Source organism: uncultured Algoriphagus sp. (assembly GCF_963974365.1).
Lineage (GTDB): Bacteria > Bacteroidota > Bacteroidia > Cytophagales > Cyclobacteriaceae > Algoriphagus.
Genome location: NZ_CAXBBX010000003.1, coordinates 37,646 through 53,650, shown reverse-complemented (window position 1 = coordinate 53,650; position 16,005 = coordinate 37,646). Strand labels below are relative to the sequence as shown.

The following is a 16,005-nucleotide window of genomic DNA, read 5'->3' as shown; positions in this document are numbered from 1 at the left end:
CTATTGAGAATTATATCTTTCTGCCGTGGTTTGTGTCTCCACAAACCACTTTATGAAAATAACCTTGGCAACCACAATCTTCTGGAACAAAAAACTCCTCAGAGATCAACTTAGGCAGGAGTGGAACCTTATGCGTTTTTTAGGAAAAGATTAGCCATTTGCTTAATTTAACTGAGTTCTAAATTTTTATTTGTAGTTTTTGAATGCTTGTACGTCGTATTAAATCCCAACTTTTTATTGAAGAACTTGAGACAGACGGGCACCACCCATTGAAAATTCAAGCAGATGATGGAGACATTTACATTTGCAAATACCTCACCCAACTCCAACGGGAGGAAATAGACTGTCTTTTTTATGAATTGGTGAGCCATGATCTCTTGTCGTGGCTAGGTATCCGTAGTCCAGAAATAGCTCTGATGGAAGTGGATCCCCTACACCTGGATAGCAAAAAAATATTTTTCAATAAAAGACTTCTACGACAAAAGACCTGGGTCTTGGCTGTTAAGTGGTTGCAAGACACAGAATTGCTAACTAGCCTGACGGGCATATCTAAAAGAAGCCTACTTAAAAAGTTTATTGACCCATATCTTTTGATAAAAATAGCATTATTCGATTTGTGGGTGGATAATGTGGACAGGGGAGTAAATAGAGAAGGATTGGCAAACTATAATCTATTGATACATGCCCGACTAATTGATAAGCAGGTGAAATTTACCTGGGTTCCCATTGATCATGCTTTTTGTTTTGGAGGTGTGACCAAACTGAGAATTCTCAACCCTTCTTTTCTACCTGAAGTTGCACATAAACTGCCGGAAAGTCCTTATTTTCAGAAGTATTATAAGCTGTTGAACAAAGAGGATTTGCACCAAATTGTTGATAATTTCTTACCTTTGTCCTCCCTTTCCGGCATTGAAGAAATTGTCAATCAGGCATATGCTCAAATTCCGGTCGAATGGGAAGTTCCAAAACATTTGCCTCAGCGCCTCATCAACTTCCTGATCGATGAAGCTCGTGTTCAAAGGGCAAGATATTTGATCAAAGATAGGCTACGTTAATATGACTAGTTTTTTTGTGCCCATATTCCATTCCTTGGGATCTTTCGGAAACGAGAAGGTTCTCATTGGCCTGCTGGTGATAACACCAGAAAAGGTTTGGTATGCCTATTCCCAGAAAAAACTCAAATTAGTAAAGCAGGTTCTTGGAACAGTTTCTTATGAACTTGCCAAAGCTACCCTTTCCCAGATTGGTGAAAAAGTAAATACCGAAAACAAAAAATCACCATCCTATTCAGGTTTGGTGGATTTTCAGAATCCAGTATTTGGCAAAGACTACTTTGAGTATTTGAAAAAATACGCCAATAACTCGCTATTGTTTGATTCAGCTCAGGAACTCAATTTTGAAATCAATGAGGAATCATTTCAGAAATTATATCAAAACTGGGTAGGGGATACTGATCTGGCTGATGTTAATCCAAAACCAAATTTTCATACCCACATCCAAAGTCTTCTGAAGAAATATCCTATTAAGGATAAAGCAGATGTAGGATTGAAATTGGATCCTTACCAGCTCCCTGGGCTGAATGGTGATACTTTTGTAAATCTAATTGCGCAGAACGGAGCAGTGATGGCTATGGAAACGGTGGACTTTACCAATTCTATGACAAACATTAGCTTGACGCTTAATTCATTCGAAATACTGGTCGCGGCTTTGAAGGGCTATAGTGAAGCGAAAGGTCTCAAATCAGGGAAGTTCAAATTGATGCTTAAAAAGCCTAAGGCAGGCTCCGAGCAGGAAACTCTTTTAAACCTCTTCTACTCTCAGAAAAAAGAACTTTATACCCTATTGGAGGAAAAGGAAATTGAAAGTGTAATTGAAGAACTCCATCAGGAGGAATATCAAAAGTTTTCTATCGCTTTAAACCAATAATCAAGTAAATACATACCATTTTTCCTTCCTATTAATTCGTCACACCGATGGCTTAAACTGGAATGGTGCTTAAGCCCGTCTTCAGAATCCCCATCACTAGGAATTCGGCTTTAGCCCATTCCTTTTATTCATTCCAAAATCCCATCACTAGGAATGCGGCTTTAGCCCATTCCTATAGACGATTCTCCCGCCAACCCCGGCTTTAGCCAAAAACCACGGGATTTAAACATTCAGCTAAAGCCGGAAATGGTTTGCCGGATTTTTATATATCCTCCATCTAAAGATGGAGGGAATTGATGAAATCCGATTTCATGAATTCTCCAATGAGATAGAATTAAGATTTCAGGCAATTCCTGAATTACTATCCCATCACTAGGAGGGCGGTTTTAATTCATTAATAACATTATTCCAAAATCCCCATCACTAGGAATGCGGCTTTTATTCATTCCTAATATCATTATCCCACTATCCCATCACTAGGAATGTGGCTTTAGCCCATTCCTTTTATTCATTCCAAAATCCCATTCCTATTTTCGATTATCCCCCCAACCCCGGCTTTAGCCAAAAAACACAGGATTCAAACATTCGGCTAAAGCCGGAAATTGTCTGCCGGATTTTTATATATCCTCCATCTAAAGATGGAGGGAATTGATGGGGTCCGATTTCATGAATTCTCCATTGAGATAGAATTAGGGTTTAAGGCAATTCCTGAATTACTATCCCATTACTAGGAATGTGGCTTTTATTCATTCCTAATATCATTATCCCACTATCCCATCACTAGGAATGCGGCTTTAGCCCATTCCTAGTGAGAGGGTCATTCAATTATTCGGGCTTTAGCCAAACTGCTCTTATTAAATTCTAGAGCTCATAATCACCCTGCCGATAGCTTTACCGATGCTTGGTAAAGAAATGGGGTAAAGTGCAGGACTACTTTTTAGTTAAATGATTTTAAAAGGAACTAACTAACCTTTCCTATTCTCTACTTTAGAGCCGAATCCTTCTTGAAAGCCTTTTAACAATGAGTTATAAATAAATAAAGATCAGTTAATCAAGGATTTTTTATCGGTGGTCAGCATCCTACTAAATCAATATGCGCATTTTGAAATTCTACCTTTTCCTCTTATGTATTTTGGGCTCCCCTCTGGTCTCTACTGCCCAAAACAAGTTCAATTTAAACTTCAATGAGTTTGACTCAGCTGAGCAATCAATGCCTAAGGGTTGGTATAAATATGGTGGTTTCGACATCATAAAAGGGGAAAAAGAAAGCGATGGGAATATTGTGGGGAAGGTTGTCTCAGATGAAAACGGGAAATTCGGATTCATTATGAATCGATTCCTAGCCAATTATGCTGGAGACACAATAGAACTAACTGGCAGGATAAAATATGAAAAAGTAAAAGACTATGTTGGATTGATCATGTGGATTGATGGCGAAAAAAGTGGTTATCATTTGGTTTTTGAAAGTATGCAAAATCGTCATATCAGAGGTAGTAGTGATTGGACAGAATATTCAGTAAAAGTACCCTATCCACCCAATGCAAAATATATCTATGTTGGAGGGATTTTGGGCAAGGGAGGAACTGCCTGGTTTGACGATTTTATGGTGAAAATTGATGGTAAAGACATTCAGACCTTAGAAGAAACCAAGAGGTTAACATTGAAAGACTTCAATACGGCAGACCTATCCTCAGCATTATCAAAATCCTCTGTTCAAATGGACATTTCTAATCCCGAAACCTGGCATAAAAGTTTGGACGAATTGATCGCCAAAGTAGGGGACAAAAAGATAGTGGCAATTGGAGAAAGTACCCATGGTACCTCAGAGTTTTATCAACTCAGAGAAATAATTACCAAAAGATTGATCCAGGAAAAAGGGTTCAATCTGGTGGTTTTGGAAAGTCCCTATGATGATATCGAAGTATTTAACAAGGAATTGGATACCAGTCCAATAGACAGTCTGATGCGGAAACATCTGTTTTCTATTTACCAGACTGAAGAAATGAAATCCTTCTTGCAATGGTATAAGGACAATCGAACTAAGTATGCTGTAGAATTTAAAGGTTGCGATGATTCACTCTGGGCCTTCTATGAATTGCTGAGTGACAAAGTTGCACCGATGAAGGATATAAAATTGAATAATCTTCTCAAACACCTTGAATTGAATATTTCAACTAGTGAAACTGATGACGGGAAGAAAGAAATCAATCTCAAAAATGGGATTTACAATGATATTTTAGCCATTGAAAATCAGTTGAAAGTTTCAGGAAAACTGACTGATTCCCTCGAGGAGATTTTGTTCAATGGAAAAAACTCTTACATCAATTATGTCCATCTTAAGGATAAGCAGCCCATTCAGAGCAGGGACGAAATAATGGCTGAAAGAATCTCTTATTTAGCCAATCAATCAGACAACAAAATCATCGTTTGGGCTCACAATGCTCATATATCCAAAGAAGTCATTTCAGATAATGAAATCGGATTGATGGGCTATTATCTCAAAAAGGAGTTTAAGGAGGATTACTACGCAGTAGGGCTTTTGACATTACAAGGAACCTATTCCTATATGGGTGAGAAATATATTCATCGAGATCATGATTATATAGAGAAACTAAAAACCGAAAAATTGCTGTCTAGCGAATACGAGCTCTGGGAAAATAAACTCGCTGAAATGGGGAGTTCTACCATTGTTGATACGTCAATTTTAAAGAAGGAACTGAGCCCAGATGCCATTATCGGACCCACCAAATTGGTCGGGTATGGGAAAGAGAAAGAAACAGATATTTATTTCATTCCTTTGATCAAACACTTTGATTGCTTGATATTTATAGAAAATACGAATGCCACTACGCCAATTTTCAGGTGAAACCGTAGCTAACGATTCAATAGGAATGCGCCCTTAGCTCATTCCAATAAGTGGATCTCTACTGCTTCCAACTTTAGCCAAAAACTCTCTGTAGAATGAAAACCTTGCCAATATTCACATAGGATTACTAAAAGATCTCTTAAATATAAAAGGCCCCTAAATAGGGGCCAATTCTTTATCTGATTACGTTTCATTTCTGAAAGAGGCTTGATCAGACCTAACAATACAAATATGCAGGAATTACGTAAAAGAATATACCTTATCTTCCATTAGATATACCAAAATAGAATTGACTTCGGAAATAATCTATTAGTATAATACTTTGGAATTCCATCTTCAAACAAATCACCTCAAAGAATCCATTAACAACCTTCCATTGTGCTCTTCACCTTTATCATCCCTGATAAGTGCGTGTATGGTTAAATTCCCAAGTGGTTCTTTATTGTTTCCATCAGTTGAAATCTGAATGATTTTTCCCGGAACTTTCGAACCGTCTTCTTTGAGGACAGCTCCATAATTACCTAACAACTCTTCGGTATTCCATTCCACCACTTCCAGATCTTCCAGCTTCACCATATTGATAGAGGGAAAAGAAAATCCTGTACCCAATGCCAGAATATCTGCCCAAGGCGTATCAAAATGATCATAATCCTTTACCTCTAACAGTAAGTACAACTGACTTGGGTCTTCTTCAGGATATGGCGTGTGAAACTTGACCAAATGACCTTTCTCGGGCTTAAAGGGGATTTCTTCAAGTGCTTTCATAGATCTTGACTTCTTAATTTACAACCGTACTTTTCTTTATCCGATCCAAAACTGCGGGTCTCAGATCATCTATCAACTGGAATTTTTCATTGCATAGATATCCGACCACTAGATCTTCCGTATCAAAAGCCTGAGCTTCGTATAGCTAATTAATCGCTTTTAAAGCCGCCTCAGCATGTGAGTCTGCTCCCCATGTCAAATTCACTTCCCTAAATACCAACTTGCGGTTTTGGAATTCCTGAACCATAATCCTTCCATCAAAATGTCTTCTAATGGAATCTATCCTTTCCTCAGTTCCCAAGGACACCAGCACATAATTGGTTACCGGGTCAAAAGTCCCATAGTTCTGGTTTATCCATTCCATCAGTTTCAATGCTGATTCCAAAGCCTCTTTTTCAGCTTGAAACCATTCTGGCCAATCCAGACTTTCAAAATCAAATCGTCCAAGAATCCCCTTTAGTTGGGTTAAGCTTAGGTAGTAAGGCTTTTTAGGATTGTCGTATTCATGTTTCATGATTGACACCAGGAATTCTCCATTATGTCCAAGGAATTCCAGGTATTCGTTGTCCTGATCTATTTCGCTAATAAGCCAATTTTCAGGAAGGGGATGAGGTAGATAGTCTAGGAACATAAGATTTTGTTATTTTTAGTACCAAATGAAGCTATCTTAAGATAATAAATATTTTAAAAATGTTGATTATAATCAACATAAATATAGAGTAAAAATCTTCAATGGACGTAAAAGAAAATTTCGGCTTAAGGATAAAAGAAATTAGAAAGCTTAGGGGAATGTCTCAGGAACAGTTGGCTTCTGGCTCGGGATTGGATAGATCCTATGTATCAGGGATTGAGCAGGGAAAGCGGAATGCTTCACTGGAGGTAATAGCCAAACTCGCCAATGTCTTAGAAATTCAGATCAAAGAACTCTTTGAATAAGAATAAATCCTACATACGACCCAAAATAGCAATCCCACATTTCTGCGAGGAGAATGGCTTTTACACCACTGAAGCCAGATCTGTTCAAATGTCTCAGATTAAAGGGAAGAATACCAAACCTGAGAAACTTTTGAAGAAAGCCTTATGGCAGGCAGGAGTGAGATATAAAACTCCAAAGAAGCCACTACTTGGTAAGCCGGATATCAGCCTGAAGAAATACAAACTCGTCATTTTTGTAGATGGCTCCTTCTGGCATGGCTATGATTGGGAGAATCGGAAAAATACTATCAAGTCTAACAAAGAATTTTGGATAGCCAAGATCGAACGGAATATGCAGCGGGATCAGGAAGTCAATTCCTACTATCAGTCAAAAGGTTGGACTGTATTGAGGTTTTGGGATTTTGAGGTGAAGGGGGAGTTGGGAGCAAGTATCAAAAAGGTTCTGGATGAAATCAGTAAGTATTCATAATAGAATTGACAATCTGTGACAATGTCCTAATATTCTGTAATAGGATGGGAGAGTGTTATTAGAGATTAGATATATTTGGACTATCTTATTTTTAGATTTAAATGAAGAGAAAGAATCTCTTCAAAATGCTCAATAGACCAAGAATGAAGTTAAAGGAGAAAATATCAATTGAAGAGGTTTTTGGCCAGAAGTTCAAAGTGCGGGTAGTGGAACCCTCTGATTATGGGAAAGCAGCCCTTACCCATTACTTGCATAATAGTAAAAACGGTATTTCGCAGTTTTATAAGAAGGAAGCTGTCAAGCATGTAAAATATGCTCTTGAATATAAATTTCCTGAAGAAGAGATCACCTACGAAGTAGCAGAGGAAGCACTTCAATACATGCTTTTTGATTTTAAAAATAAAGTGCCTTTTCCTGAACCAAAAGAACCAAAATTCAAATTCATTGATCTATTCGCTGGAATAGGTGGATTTAGGCTTGCGATGCAAAGTTTGGGAGGAAAGTGTGTTTTTACCAGTGAGTGGGATGAACAGGCTAAGAAAACTTACGCAGCCAATTTTGGAGAGGTGCCTTTTGGAGATATTACCAAGGAAGAAACAAAGAGATTTATACCTGATGGCTTTGATTTGCTTTGTGCAGGATTTCCTTGCCAGGCATTTTCGATTGCAGGTAAAAGAGGTGGTTTCGAAGACACTCGAGGAACACTCTTTTTTGATGTTGCCGAGATCATTAAAAGAAAAAAACCAAAAGCCTTCTTTCTGGAGAATGTAAAAGGTCTCCGCAACCACGATAAAGGAAGAACCCTAGCTACTATTCTAAATGTGCTTCGAGAAGATCTAGGATATTACGTTCCTGATCCACAAATCATGAATGCCAAGAATTTTGGTGTCCCTCAAAACAGAGAGAGGATCTTCATTGTAGGATTCAGAAAAGATTTAGGGATTTCTGAATTTGAATATCCTGAGCCTTTGGATAAAGTGGTTTCTTTTGAAGATGTCAAGGAAGAAACCGTGGTTTCTGTGAAATATTACCTTTCTAACCAATACCTAAAAACCCTCAAGGAGCATAAAGCCAGACATGAGGGTAAGGGAAACGGCTTTGGGTATGAAATCATTCCTGATGATGGGATTGCAAATGCAGTTGTTTGTGGGGGAATGGGTAGAGAACGCAACCTGGTGTATGACGACAGGCTGGAAGATTTCACCCCTATCACACATATCAAAGGAGAAGTAAATCGCCTAGGAATAAGAAAAATGACTCCCAGAGAATGGGCTAGACTGCAAGGTTTTCCGGATGACTATGTAATCCCTGTGGCTGATGCGTCAGCTTACAAACAATTTGGTAATTCAGTGGCCGTGCCGGCGATCAGGGCTACTGCGGAAAGGATTATAAAAGAAATAATATAATGCTCAAAGGAAATAAAGGCGAGTGGAGCGAATTATACGTTTTAGTAACGCTTCTAGCTGAGGGCAACCTTTTTCAGTCTGATGTTAATCTAAAGAAAGATTTCAGCAATGTATATGAAATTGTAAAGGCTTATAAAAGTGAAAGTCAATATAATCTTGAGTTTGATAGAAATGATAGCATAAAAATTTATAAGAAAAATAATCAGTCAAATGAGCAGATTGGTGAGTTTTCATTCTCTGATTTTAGCGAGATATCCAAATTGCTGTACAATGGAATTCTAAAAGGCAAGGGTAGTTCCTTCCCAATTTTGGAAGTTCAAGATTTTCTAAAAACTTCTCATATCAATAAGTTAAAAGCTGATAGTAGTGTAAAGTCAGATATTCAGTTAAAAATCTATGATCATAGGCTAGCTACAGAAACTGATCTTGGTTTTAGCATAAAATCCCTAATCGGCGGAAATTCTACCTTATTCAATACTGGCGTAGGCAACAATTTTATTTTCTCTACAGTAGATGGTTTAAAAGAGACGATAGAAGACTTTAATGCCAGAACTTACAAGCCGGAAGGTAGAATGTCAAAACTCACTTTTCGTCTTCAAGAATTACAGCAGCTGGGTTGTGAAATGAAATTTGAAAAGATCCAATCCAATCAGCTATGGAAAAATCTAAAAATGATTGATGGGGATTTACCGGAAATAATTGGTTGGTCATTGTATTATAGATGGGTATTTAGAGATTCTTCTCTGACAAAAATATCAGCAATATTAGAAGAGATGGATCCCATGAATTTTTATGGTGGTGAGGCTAGTGAGCAAAAGCTATATGAGTACAAACTAAAAAGATTCCTAACGGAAGCTGCTATGGGTATGACTTCCGAAAAGCCTTGGCTTGGAGAATACGATTCCTTTGGCGGTGTTATCATCGCTAAGAAAGACGGGGATATAGTCTGTTTTCATATCTATGATTTCAATCTTTTTAGAAACTATTTATTAAATAACACAAAGTTTGAGCAGCCGTCAACAGGGGAGGATGCCAAATTTCCGGGAAGACCAAGGGCGTCCGGCAAAAACTATAACTACGGCTGGCTTTATAGAAAAGATGATCTTTTGAAGATTAAAATAAACCTACAAATTCGGTTTAAGTGATTATAATGGTTAAATATACCATAAAGTAAAATATACCATTTTGTCATTAGGAATTTAATAATACTGGGTTTCTTTTATCTGAAAAGCTTTAAAGTTTAAATTTTTATGCATGTAAAAAAAAATAGGTTTTTATCAAAAAGAAATATTTGCTAATGAAATTAATTGCAATCAGACCCTTAAAAAACTTAAAAAAAACATTTTTAAATAATTTAAAGATAGGAGAGTATTACTATTTTTCTTCTGAATATAGATTTGATCCTAATTATGAATTGATTAGAGAAAGTAAGTTACCTGATCATTTTTTTAATACAGGAAAACCTGATATAAATGTATCGGCAATTGTAGGCAAGAATGGATCTGGTAAGAGCTCCGTTATTGAGTTAATGTTAAGAATCATAAATAATATTTCGCACAAATTTTTTAAAAAAATTGGTAATCCTAAAGTTGAAATAAAAAAGATAGATGGGGTTTATGGTGAGTTGATCTTTAAAACGGACAGAATTTATAGAGTATTATGTGAAGGGGATTCTGTAGTAGTTTATACAGAGAGAACAGTAACGGGCGCCTTATTGGAAGAGGTTGAACTAAGTCATAGTAATTTTGAAGGATTGTTTTACTCTATCGTTACTAACTATTCGCATTATGCTTATAATCCAATGCAAAGAAAAGATGAGGAATGGTTAGAAAAGGTTTTTCACAAGAATGATGGTTATCAAACACCTTTAGTATTAAATCCTTTTAGAAAACATGGTAATATTGATATAAATACTGAAAACCATTTAGTTCATGCAAGGTTAATGACCAATTTAATTCAGTTAGGATCAAATTCTATTTATAATGATTTATTAGATCAATTGGAATTTGATTCATTTTTATTAACCCTACGAAAACAAGATTTCAGAAAAAAGGTTATTCAATATTCTGTGTTTGAGGGAGAGGAGAAAGTTATACGTTTAGATGATATAGAGTATTCGGAAGATTATTTGTGGGCAAGGATAGCAGAAAAATTTAATATTGAATATGAGGTACCAGAAAATTATTTAGAGTTAAAAAAATACTTGATATATAAAGCTATAAGCATTTATTTTAAATATTATATTAATTTTAATGATACTAAAGTTGAAGACCCCCTGACTAATCAAAAGCCTATTAATTTTTTGGTAGATAAAATTTATAAAGACAAGTCACATGTCGTATTAAAATTTAAGCAAGCAGCTAATCTATTAAGATATAAATATATTGATGTAAAACAATGTAGTTATAAGTTTAGTGAGTATTTAAGTTTAATAAAGAAATTTAGAAATAAAGGAAATTCTTATATTGAATTTTTGCCTCCCGCAATTTTCAATACTAAGATTTTTCTTGAAAATAAGAATGATTCTGATAAAAATAAGGAAAATAGAAAGGATGAAATAGAATTTGAATCTTTAAGCTCAGGTCAAAAACAGCAACTTTATTCTATTAGCTCTATTTTGTATCATATTTCAAATATAGAATCTGTTTCACGGCCTCGTGGCAATTCAAATAAGATTAAATATAGTTATATAAATATTGTTTTAGAGGAGATTGAATTGTACTCACATCCTGAAATGCAAAGAATTTTTTTGAATAATTTATTGAATGCCATTTCCGCCTTGCATTTGAAAGACGTAAAATCGATCAATATTGTAATAATAACTCATTCCCCTTTTATTTTATCTGATATTCCATTAGAGAATGTAATGCTTTTAAAGGAAAATGGTCTTCCAGAAGATAAGTCAAATTTTAGTCAGACATTTGGTAGTAATATCCATGAATTATTTACAAATTCATTTTTTCTCAAAAACAGTCTCATGGGAGAATTTGCGAGAAGAAGAATTGAACAACTCATTGAGGAGTTAAATATAGCAAAGAGGATTAGTAAAGAAGAATTTCAAAACAATTATAAAAAGCGCATTGAAATAATTGGTGAACCATTTATTCAATCAAAGCTATTTGAATTGGTGGCAAGTAAATCTGATGATAATGTTATAGATTCTATAATTGATATGAGAAATAAGGAAATTGACAGATTACGAATGCTAAAAGAGCGATTAGGAAATGATTAAAATTGAACATGTTAATTTAGATAAAATCTCACGAAATTATTTTAATCAAATTAAGGTAAGTATAAAGAGTAGATGTGATTACTTTTTAAATGTATTAAATGTTATTTTTAGAGGAGCTTCAAATAATTTGAAACAGCACTCATTACATGGTAGTTTAAAAAAAACGTTGACTAATCAACTATTACTTGCTACTTCAAAACTTGAAAATCAATCTCAATATGTTAATGTTTTACGAGCAAATATAGAGCCATGGGTAGTTTTACAAGAGCAACTAATCTTTGATATTCTAAATTATTTAAATGATGATAAAAATTTAGAAGATTTAATCTTATGTCGTCCTGACTCTGCTATTAATACTGAAAATGATGTAAAAAATAGTGTTGGTTTGACAACTTTGATGGATTCGAATATAAAATTATTAATTAATAGTATAATTGATTTTTCCTTATTCGATGATTATGCTTATAAAATAGCTAATGAATTAAATGTTAATACTTGTCCTTATTGTAATAGAAATTATATAAACACAGTAATTAGTAAGAAAGGAAAAGGGATTATCAGACCAACTTTCGATCATTTTTTTTCTCAAAAGCATCATCCATTTTTAGCTTTGAGTTTTTTTAACCTAATTCCTTCTTGTTATTATTGTAATTCTTCCTTGAAAGGCTCTAATGTAATGAAACTAGACACACATTTACACCCATATTTAGAAGGGTTTTACAGTGATGTCACATTTAATGTATTAATCAAAGACTTAAAACCGAACAAAAGTGATCCTGAGAATTTTTCTTTAATTTTTAAGGATAATATGATATATATGTCACCTTTTGATCGATATAGAAAAATTTTCGGTGGCAGTCGTGTTTTGGACAATTTAAAGGAGGGCAATATAAATTTATTTAAATTAAAGGATATTTACCAATCCCATCTAGATATCGTTGGTGAACTTGTGGTTAAATGTGATATGCTTAATACTACTTATGCTAATTCTTTAAAGTCTATATTGGAACCATTGGCTTCAAGTAATGAAGAATTTTATCAATTTTATTTTGGTAATTACTTTAATGAGAAGAACTTTAATAGAAGACCTATGGCTAAATTAACAAAGGATTTGGTTGAACAAATTCTTCCTGTCTTTAATCTGATGTCGAAATGATTAGAGTATAAATGGTGTGAATTCTATTTTATAAAACGGTATACTCTCATTATTTATCAAATTCAACAGCTTTATTCAAAAGTTTAAAATAAATCAATGCAATCCAATTTAAAAATATTTCATTGAAGTTCGAATAAAAGCCATCAAAATCATAAAGTTCTTCGGAAGTTAGGTTGTCGTTATAGTCTCCTTCTAAAAGATGGAAATTTCTGTTTCTCAAAGAGATCATTATGCTTATTAATGATTTTCTGTTTGTGATTATTTCATAATTAGGAAGGCTATTGATCAATTCAATTTGTTTACGATTTTGAGATTGTATTTTTAGAAATGCATCATAAAATTGTTTCTGCAATATGGGGTTGACAGCATTAATCGGAATATGTAATTGTATGTCTAAAATTGGATCGGTTTTAAAAAGATGTTCGTTAACGAATTTTTTCAGAAAGTCTCTTTCACCGTCTGAACCCTTAAAATACCCTTTTAATGTATTGAATGTTCCATGATAATCTTTTGATCGACTTGCGTAAAATAGGGGGAAGCAGTATGATATAAATTCCAATGATCTATATAAATGCAAAAAACCAGACAAATGGGAATTGTTTTCTTTACACAAGAAAAAATGAGATAACTCAAGAAGAAAATTTTTGAAAAGTTTTTTATTACCGTAATGAATAGAGTTCGTTATATATTGGCTCAAGTGGACTTCAGACAATCCAACGTCTAAACAATCGCGAACTGGCCTCATCGATATAACTCTATTCTCAGAGTAATCTGTTTTTGAATAATTATTCTTTTGAACGAATTGGCTCCCTGTAATTTGATCTTTTATTTTCAACGTCCCAGTAAGTAGTCTAACTAGAATAAGTTCTTCTCTAGCCGGACCATCTATTTCTAGAATTGTCGGAATAGTTGAGACAAATCTAGCTTGAACGTTCTCTATGAATTCAAATCTCCCAACATTCATGATTTCAAAGATTAATCTATTTGGGAAAGTTCATCAATCAGTTCTAATTCATCCATGCTTTGCATTCTCTGCAAATTTTTAAAGAAATGTGAACTAAGATTTCTCCTGTACAAACCAACTTTTATTTGTGAATAATTGAAAGAAGAAAATGCCTTCTCATAATTGCTCAAGATGGATTGTAATCTATCTTCTGAAATGTTTTTCACATATTCGAACGAGCTTTTAATACCGACACAAAATCCAATAAAGTTATTTTGGTTTTTGAGCCATTTGTAGACAAAATCATTTTCCGATATTTGATTCACCAGTTTTACGATTTCAGTAAATTCAATATCTTCAGAAGTAATCTCAGTGTCCATTATTCGGTCAGCAATCAGTTGATCCATTTTTTCTTCTATTATCTTCTTGTTTTCAATGTTAGTTGAATTAGATAAAAATGCAAGATACCCCTTAACAAAAACATCTTTGTTGAATACCACTTTTAGTTTAACCTGTTTCTTTTCTTTTTCTGTTACAACAGGTATTTCGGATTCGGGGAACTCAATAAGATTACTGGTTAATATTTCAATCTGGTGTCTCGCAGACATAGGTTTTTGTCCATTATTTAAAGTTATCATTCTGTAAAGAAGGTTGTCCATCGATGAACAAACTAGAATATTAAGATATAGACACCTATCAAGATCAAGCTTTCCTGCTTGTTTGGTGTTTGTTCTATTGAGTGTGTTTAATCTTTGAATTCCATCTAAAATGAATGCCTTTTCAATATTTTCATTCACAAACTTATCCGCATCTTTTTCCGTAACAGATTTAGATGAATCTTGAATGAAGGCAATGGTAATTGGAGGCATTATACAACCTTTGATTAAGTCTCTCTCAAGTCTCTGATAGAATTTAGAGTCTTGAAGCGTTCTCTGAATATCTAGCTTATCTACTAATGGAACAAGATATTTAAGGCAATAGTCATAACTAGTTGAGCCAGTTATGAACAAACTCGATATTACCTTATCAAAATCTGTACTTAATATTTTTATTTTCATTACTAGTTTTGAAATTGATATAAAGTATCTCTTTATTGTTTTACTCTTATTTTCTTGTGTCAGTTGCCTTATATTAAGCAATAAGCAAAATTATTAATTTGCTATCACATATTAGTATTAACTTACCACCTAATTTGGTTACCCATTTCTGGCGTTTTGAGTTAAGACTATGAACATTAATATAAGGCTTGTTTCCCAAACTCTAAACTTCCTTTAGGTTTGTCTACAGGTAAAATAATTATAAAATGAATTTCACTGATGCTGTGTTCTAACCTATTTTTTAAACTTTTGCAACTCTTTCTTCAACTCATCATTTTCTATCATTAATTTTTCCACAAGCTCTTTAAACCCGTAATTGTTATTGTATGTAGTAATTGGACCACTATGTGAATTTGGACCATGGTTGTAATTGGTTACTGATAGCCCCTTTAGAAAGAATAAGGCTGGATCAACTTGATAGAATTCAGCAAGTTTTGCTGCCTGCTCAGTAGATAGCAATAATTCTCCATTTTCCATTTTTAAATAATCTTCTATAGGAATATCTAGTTCAGCTGCCAAGTGTTCAGGAGCATAATTATGACTAATTCTAAAGGATCCGATTACGGTATGGCTCATTTTTTCTTTGTTAATTCTTGAATAATTGAAGTAAGCTTTTCAACTTGATTTTCGAGATTTGATATTGTGTTATTTTTCTCTTGTAGGATTTTTTCATATACAGATTTCACGAACTCTAGCTCAACGAAATTGTTGTTGTAGGTTTCGAAATTCCCTCCATGACTGTTAGGCCCTGAATTATAATTAATAACTGGCAGATCTTCTGAAAGAAAATAATCTGGCTTTACATGATAAAGTTCGGCCAGTTGTTGAATTCGGTCTACTGTTAATTTAGACTTTCCTGATTCCAGATTTGAATAAGTCTTTTGGTTGATATTTAATACATCAGCTACATATTCCTGAGAAAAATCCTGTGATTCTCTGAGTATCCGCATAATTTTTTGAGGTTGTTTCATGCTAGAAGTTTTTTGACTGAAGCAGAATTCAGAATACTGATAAATGGCCTTTTTTACTGGTTTTTACTTACTGGAAATCCCAATATTTGCCTGTAAGCGAATCTTAGTTCAATATAGCGAAGATTCTGCTTACAGAGAGCATAAGGAATGATTTTCATCGTTAAAAGTTAGACATAAATTGTCCAGAACCTATCACATACTTCATAAAATCGGGATTTCCTTATCAGGAGTTTACTTG

The 16,005-nt window shown here is 34.2% G+C and carries 15 protein-coding genes; 9 read left to right on the top strand and 6 right to left on the bottom strand.

Translation table 11 applies throughout. The annotated features are described in order from the left end of the window. Positions 1-203 precede the first annotated feature (203 nt). From AACZ87_RS04785 to AACZ87_RS04775, 3 genes are all read left to right on the top strand, one after another. On the top strand, positions 204-1,055 hold the full coding sequence (locus AACZ87_RS04785) for a HipA family kinase (protein WP_339865385.1): 852 nt from the start codon (positions 204-206) through the stop codon (positions 1,053-1,055). 1 nt (position 1,056) lies between these two features. Further along, positions 1,057-1,926, top strand: a complete 870-nt coding sequence (locus AACZ87_RS04780) for a hypothetical protein (protein ID WP_339865383.1) — start codon at positions 1,057-1,059, stop codon at positions 1,924-1,926. Positions 1,927-3,019: 1,093 nt separating this feature from the next. Next, positions 3,020-4,792 (top strand): erythromycin esterase family protein, encoded by a 1,773-nt coding sequence (locus tag AACZ87_RS04775; protein ID WP_339865381.1) that lies wholly within the window; start codon positions 3,020-3,022, stop codon positions 4,790-4,792. 345 nt (positions 4,793-5,137) lie between these two features. Here the strand turns inward: AACZ87_RS04775 and AACZ87_RS04770 are convergent, their stop codons facing one another. Together AACZ87_RS04770 and AACZ87_RS04765 are read right to left on the bottom strand one after the other, a co-directional pair. Then, positions 5,138-5,557 carry a hypothetical protein gene (locus AACZ87_RS04770; protein ID WP_339865379.1) on the bottom strand — a complete coding sequence of 140 codons (420 nt, stop codon included), beginning with the start codon at positions 5,555-5,557 and terminating at the stop codon, positions 5,138-5,140. Positions 5,558-5,702: 145 nt separating this feature from the next. Further along, positions 5,703-6,188 (bottom strand): hypothetical protein, encoded by a 486-nt coding sequence (locus tag AACZ87_RS04765; RefSeq protein WP_339865377.1) that lies wholly within the window; start codon positions 6,186-6,188, stop codon positions 5,703-5,705. Between the two features lie 101 nt (positions 6,189-6,289). Here AACZ87_RS04765 and AACZ87_RS04760 point away from each other — a divergent pair, with 101 nt between their 5' ends. The 6 genes from AACZ87_RS04760 to AACZ87_RS04735 all read left to right on the top strand — a co-directional run bounded on the left by AACZ87_RS04760 (position 6,290) and on the right by AACZ87_RS04735 (position 12,756). Continuing rightward, positions 6,290-6,493 carry a helix-turn-helix transcriptional regulator gene (locus AACZ87_RS04760; RefSeq protein WP_339865375.1) on the top strand — a complete coding sequence of 68 codons (204 nt, stop codon included), beginning with the start codon at positions 6,290-6,292 and terminating at the stop codon, positions 6,491-6,493. Continuing rightward, positions 6,486-6,962 (top strand): very short patch repair endonuclease, encoded by a 477-nt coding sequence (locus AACZ87_RS04755; RefSeq protein ID WP_339865373.1) that lies wholly within the window; start codon positions 6,486-6,488, stop codon positions 6,960-6,962. The genes AACZ87_RS04760 and AACZ87_RS04755 overlap by 8 nt, the downstream gene beginning before the upstream one ends. Positions 6,963-7,063: 101 nt before the next feature. Next, positions 7,064-8,368, top strand: a complete 1,305-nt coding sequence (locus tag AACZ87_RS04750) for a DNA cytosine methyltransferase (RefSeq protein ID WP_339865371.1) — start codon at positions 7,064-7,066, stop codon at positions 8,366-8,368. Next, positions 8,368-9,513: an HpaII family restriction endonuclease gene (locus tag AACZ87_RS04745; RefSeq protein ID WP_339865369.1), complete on the top strand. Its 1,146-nt coding sequence runs from the start codon at positions 8,368-8,370 to the stop codon at positions 9,511-9,513. The genes AACZ87_RS04750 and AACZ87_RS04745 overlap by 1 nt, the downstream gene beginning before the upstream one ends. A gap of 152 nt (positions 9,514-9,665) precedes the next feature. Beyond that, the gene (locus tag AACZ87_RS04740; RefSeq protein ID WP_339865368.1) at positions 9,666-11,600 is read left to right on the top strand and encodes an AAA family ATPase; all 1,935 of its coding nucleotides are present in this window, start codon (positions 9,666-9,668) and stop codon (positions 11,598-11,600) included. Next, on the top strand, positions 11,593-12,756 hold the full coding sequence (locus tag AACZ87_RS04735; RefSeq protein ID WP_339865367.1) for a hypothetical protein: 1,164 nt from the start codon (positions 11,593-11,595) through the stop codon (positions 12,754-12,756). The genes AACZ87_RS04740 and AACZ87_RS04735 overlap by 8 nt, the downstream gene beginning before the upstream one ends. A gap of 49 nt (positions 12,757-12,805) precedes the next feature. On the opposite strand, the gene AACZ87_RS04730 is transcribed toward AACZ87_RS04735, so the two are convergent. The 4 genes from AACZ87_RS04730 to AACZ87_RS04715 all read right to left on the bottom strand — a co-directional run bounded on the left by AACZ87_RS04730 (position 12,806) and on the right by AACZ87_RS04715 (position 15,767). Next, positions 12,806-13,720: a hypothetical protein gene (locus AACZ87_RS04730; protein ID WP_339865366.1), complete on the bottom strand. Its 915-nt coding sequence runs from the start codon at positions 13,718-13,720 to the stop codon at positions 12,806-12,808. An 11-nt stretch (positions 13,721-13,731) separates the two neighbouring features. After that, a complete protein-coding gene (locus AACZ87_RS04725) occupies positions 13,732-14,757 on the bottom strand; it encodes a hypothetical protein (RefSeq protein ID WP_339865364.1) in 1,026 nt (341 codons plus the stop codon). 273 nt (positions 14,758-15,030) lie between these two features. After that, positions 15,031-15,372, bottom strand: a complete 342-nt coding sequence (locus AACZ87_RS04720; RefSeq protein ID WP_339865362.1) for a helix-turn-helix transcriptional regulator — start codon at positions 15,370-15,372, stop codon at positions 15,031-15,033. Further along, a complete protein-coding gene (locus AACZ87_RS04715; protein ID WP_339865360.1) occupies positions 15,369-15,767 on the bottom strand; it encodes a helix-turn-helix transcriptional regulator in 399 nt (132 codons plus the stop codon). Before AACZ87_RS04715 ends, AACZ87_RS04720 begins: the two co-directional genes overlap by 4 nt. Between the last annotated feature and the right edge of the window lie 238 nt (positions 15,768-16,005).

What these genes read in the sequence shown, in the direction of transcription:
- AACZ87_RS04785 (WP_339865385.1), top strand. Translation starts at nt 204, where the DNA reads ATGCTTGTACGTCGTATTAAATCCCAACTTTTTATTGAAGAACTTGAG.
- AACZ87_RS04780 (WP_339865383.1), top strand. Translation starts at nt 1,057, where the DNA reads ATGACTAGTTTTTTTGTGCCCATATTCCATTCCTTGGGATCTTTCGGA.
- AACZ87_RS04775 (WP_339865381.1), top strand. Translation starts at nt 3,020, where the DNA reads ATGCGCATTTTGAAATTCTACCTTTTCCTCTTATGTATTTTGGGCTCC.
- AACZ87_RS04770 (WP_339865379.1), bottom strand. Translation starts at nt 5,557, where the DNA reads ATGAAAGCACTTGAAGAAATCCCCTTTAAGCCCGAGAAAGGTCATTTG.
- AACZ87_RS04765 (WP_339865377.1), bottom strand. Translation starts at nt 6,188, where the DNA reads ATGTTCCTAGACTATCTACCTCATCCCCTTCCTGAAAATTGGCTTATT.
- AACZ87_RS04760 (WP_339865375.1), top strand. Translation starts at nt 6,290, where the DNA reads ATGGACGTAAAAGAAAATTTCGGCTTAAGGATAAAAGAAATTAGAAAG.
- AACZ87_RS04750 (WP_339865371.1), top strand. Translation starts at nt 7,064, where the DNA reads ATGAAGAGAAAGAATCTCTTCAAAATGCTCAATAGACCAAGAATGAAG.
- AACZ87_RS04745 (WP_339865369.1), top strand. Translation starts at nt 8,368, where the DNA reads ATGCTCAAAGGAAATAAAGGCGAGTGGAGCGAATTATACGTTTTAGTA.
- AACZ87_RS04740 (WP_339865368.1), top strand. Translation starts at nt 9,666, where the DNA reads ATGAAATTAATTGCAATCAGACCCTTAAAAAACTTAAAAAAAACATTT.
- AACZ87_RS04735 (WP_339865367.1), top strand. Translation starts at nt 11,593, where the DNA reads ATGATTAAAATTGAACATGTTAATTTAGATAAAATCTCACGAAATTAT.
- AACZ87_RS04730 (WP_339865366.1), bottom strand. Translation starts at nt 13,720, where the DNA reads ATGAATGTTGGGAGATTTGAATTCATAGAGAACGTTCAAGCTAGATTT.
- AACZ87_RS04725 (WP_339865364.1), bottom strand. Translation starts at nt 14,757, where the DNA reads ATGAAAATAAAAATATTAAGTACAGATTTTGATAAGGTAATATCGAGT.
- AACZ87_RS04720 (WP_339865362.1), bottom strand. Translation starts at nt 15,372, where the DNA reads ATGAGCCATACCGTAATCGGATCCTTTAGAATTAGTCATAATTATGCT.
- AACZ87_RS04715 (WP_339865360.1), bottom strand. Translation starts at nt 15,767, where the DNA reads ATGAAACAACCTCAAAAAATTATGCGGATACTCAGAGAATCACAGGAT.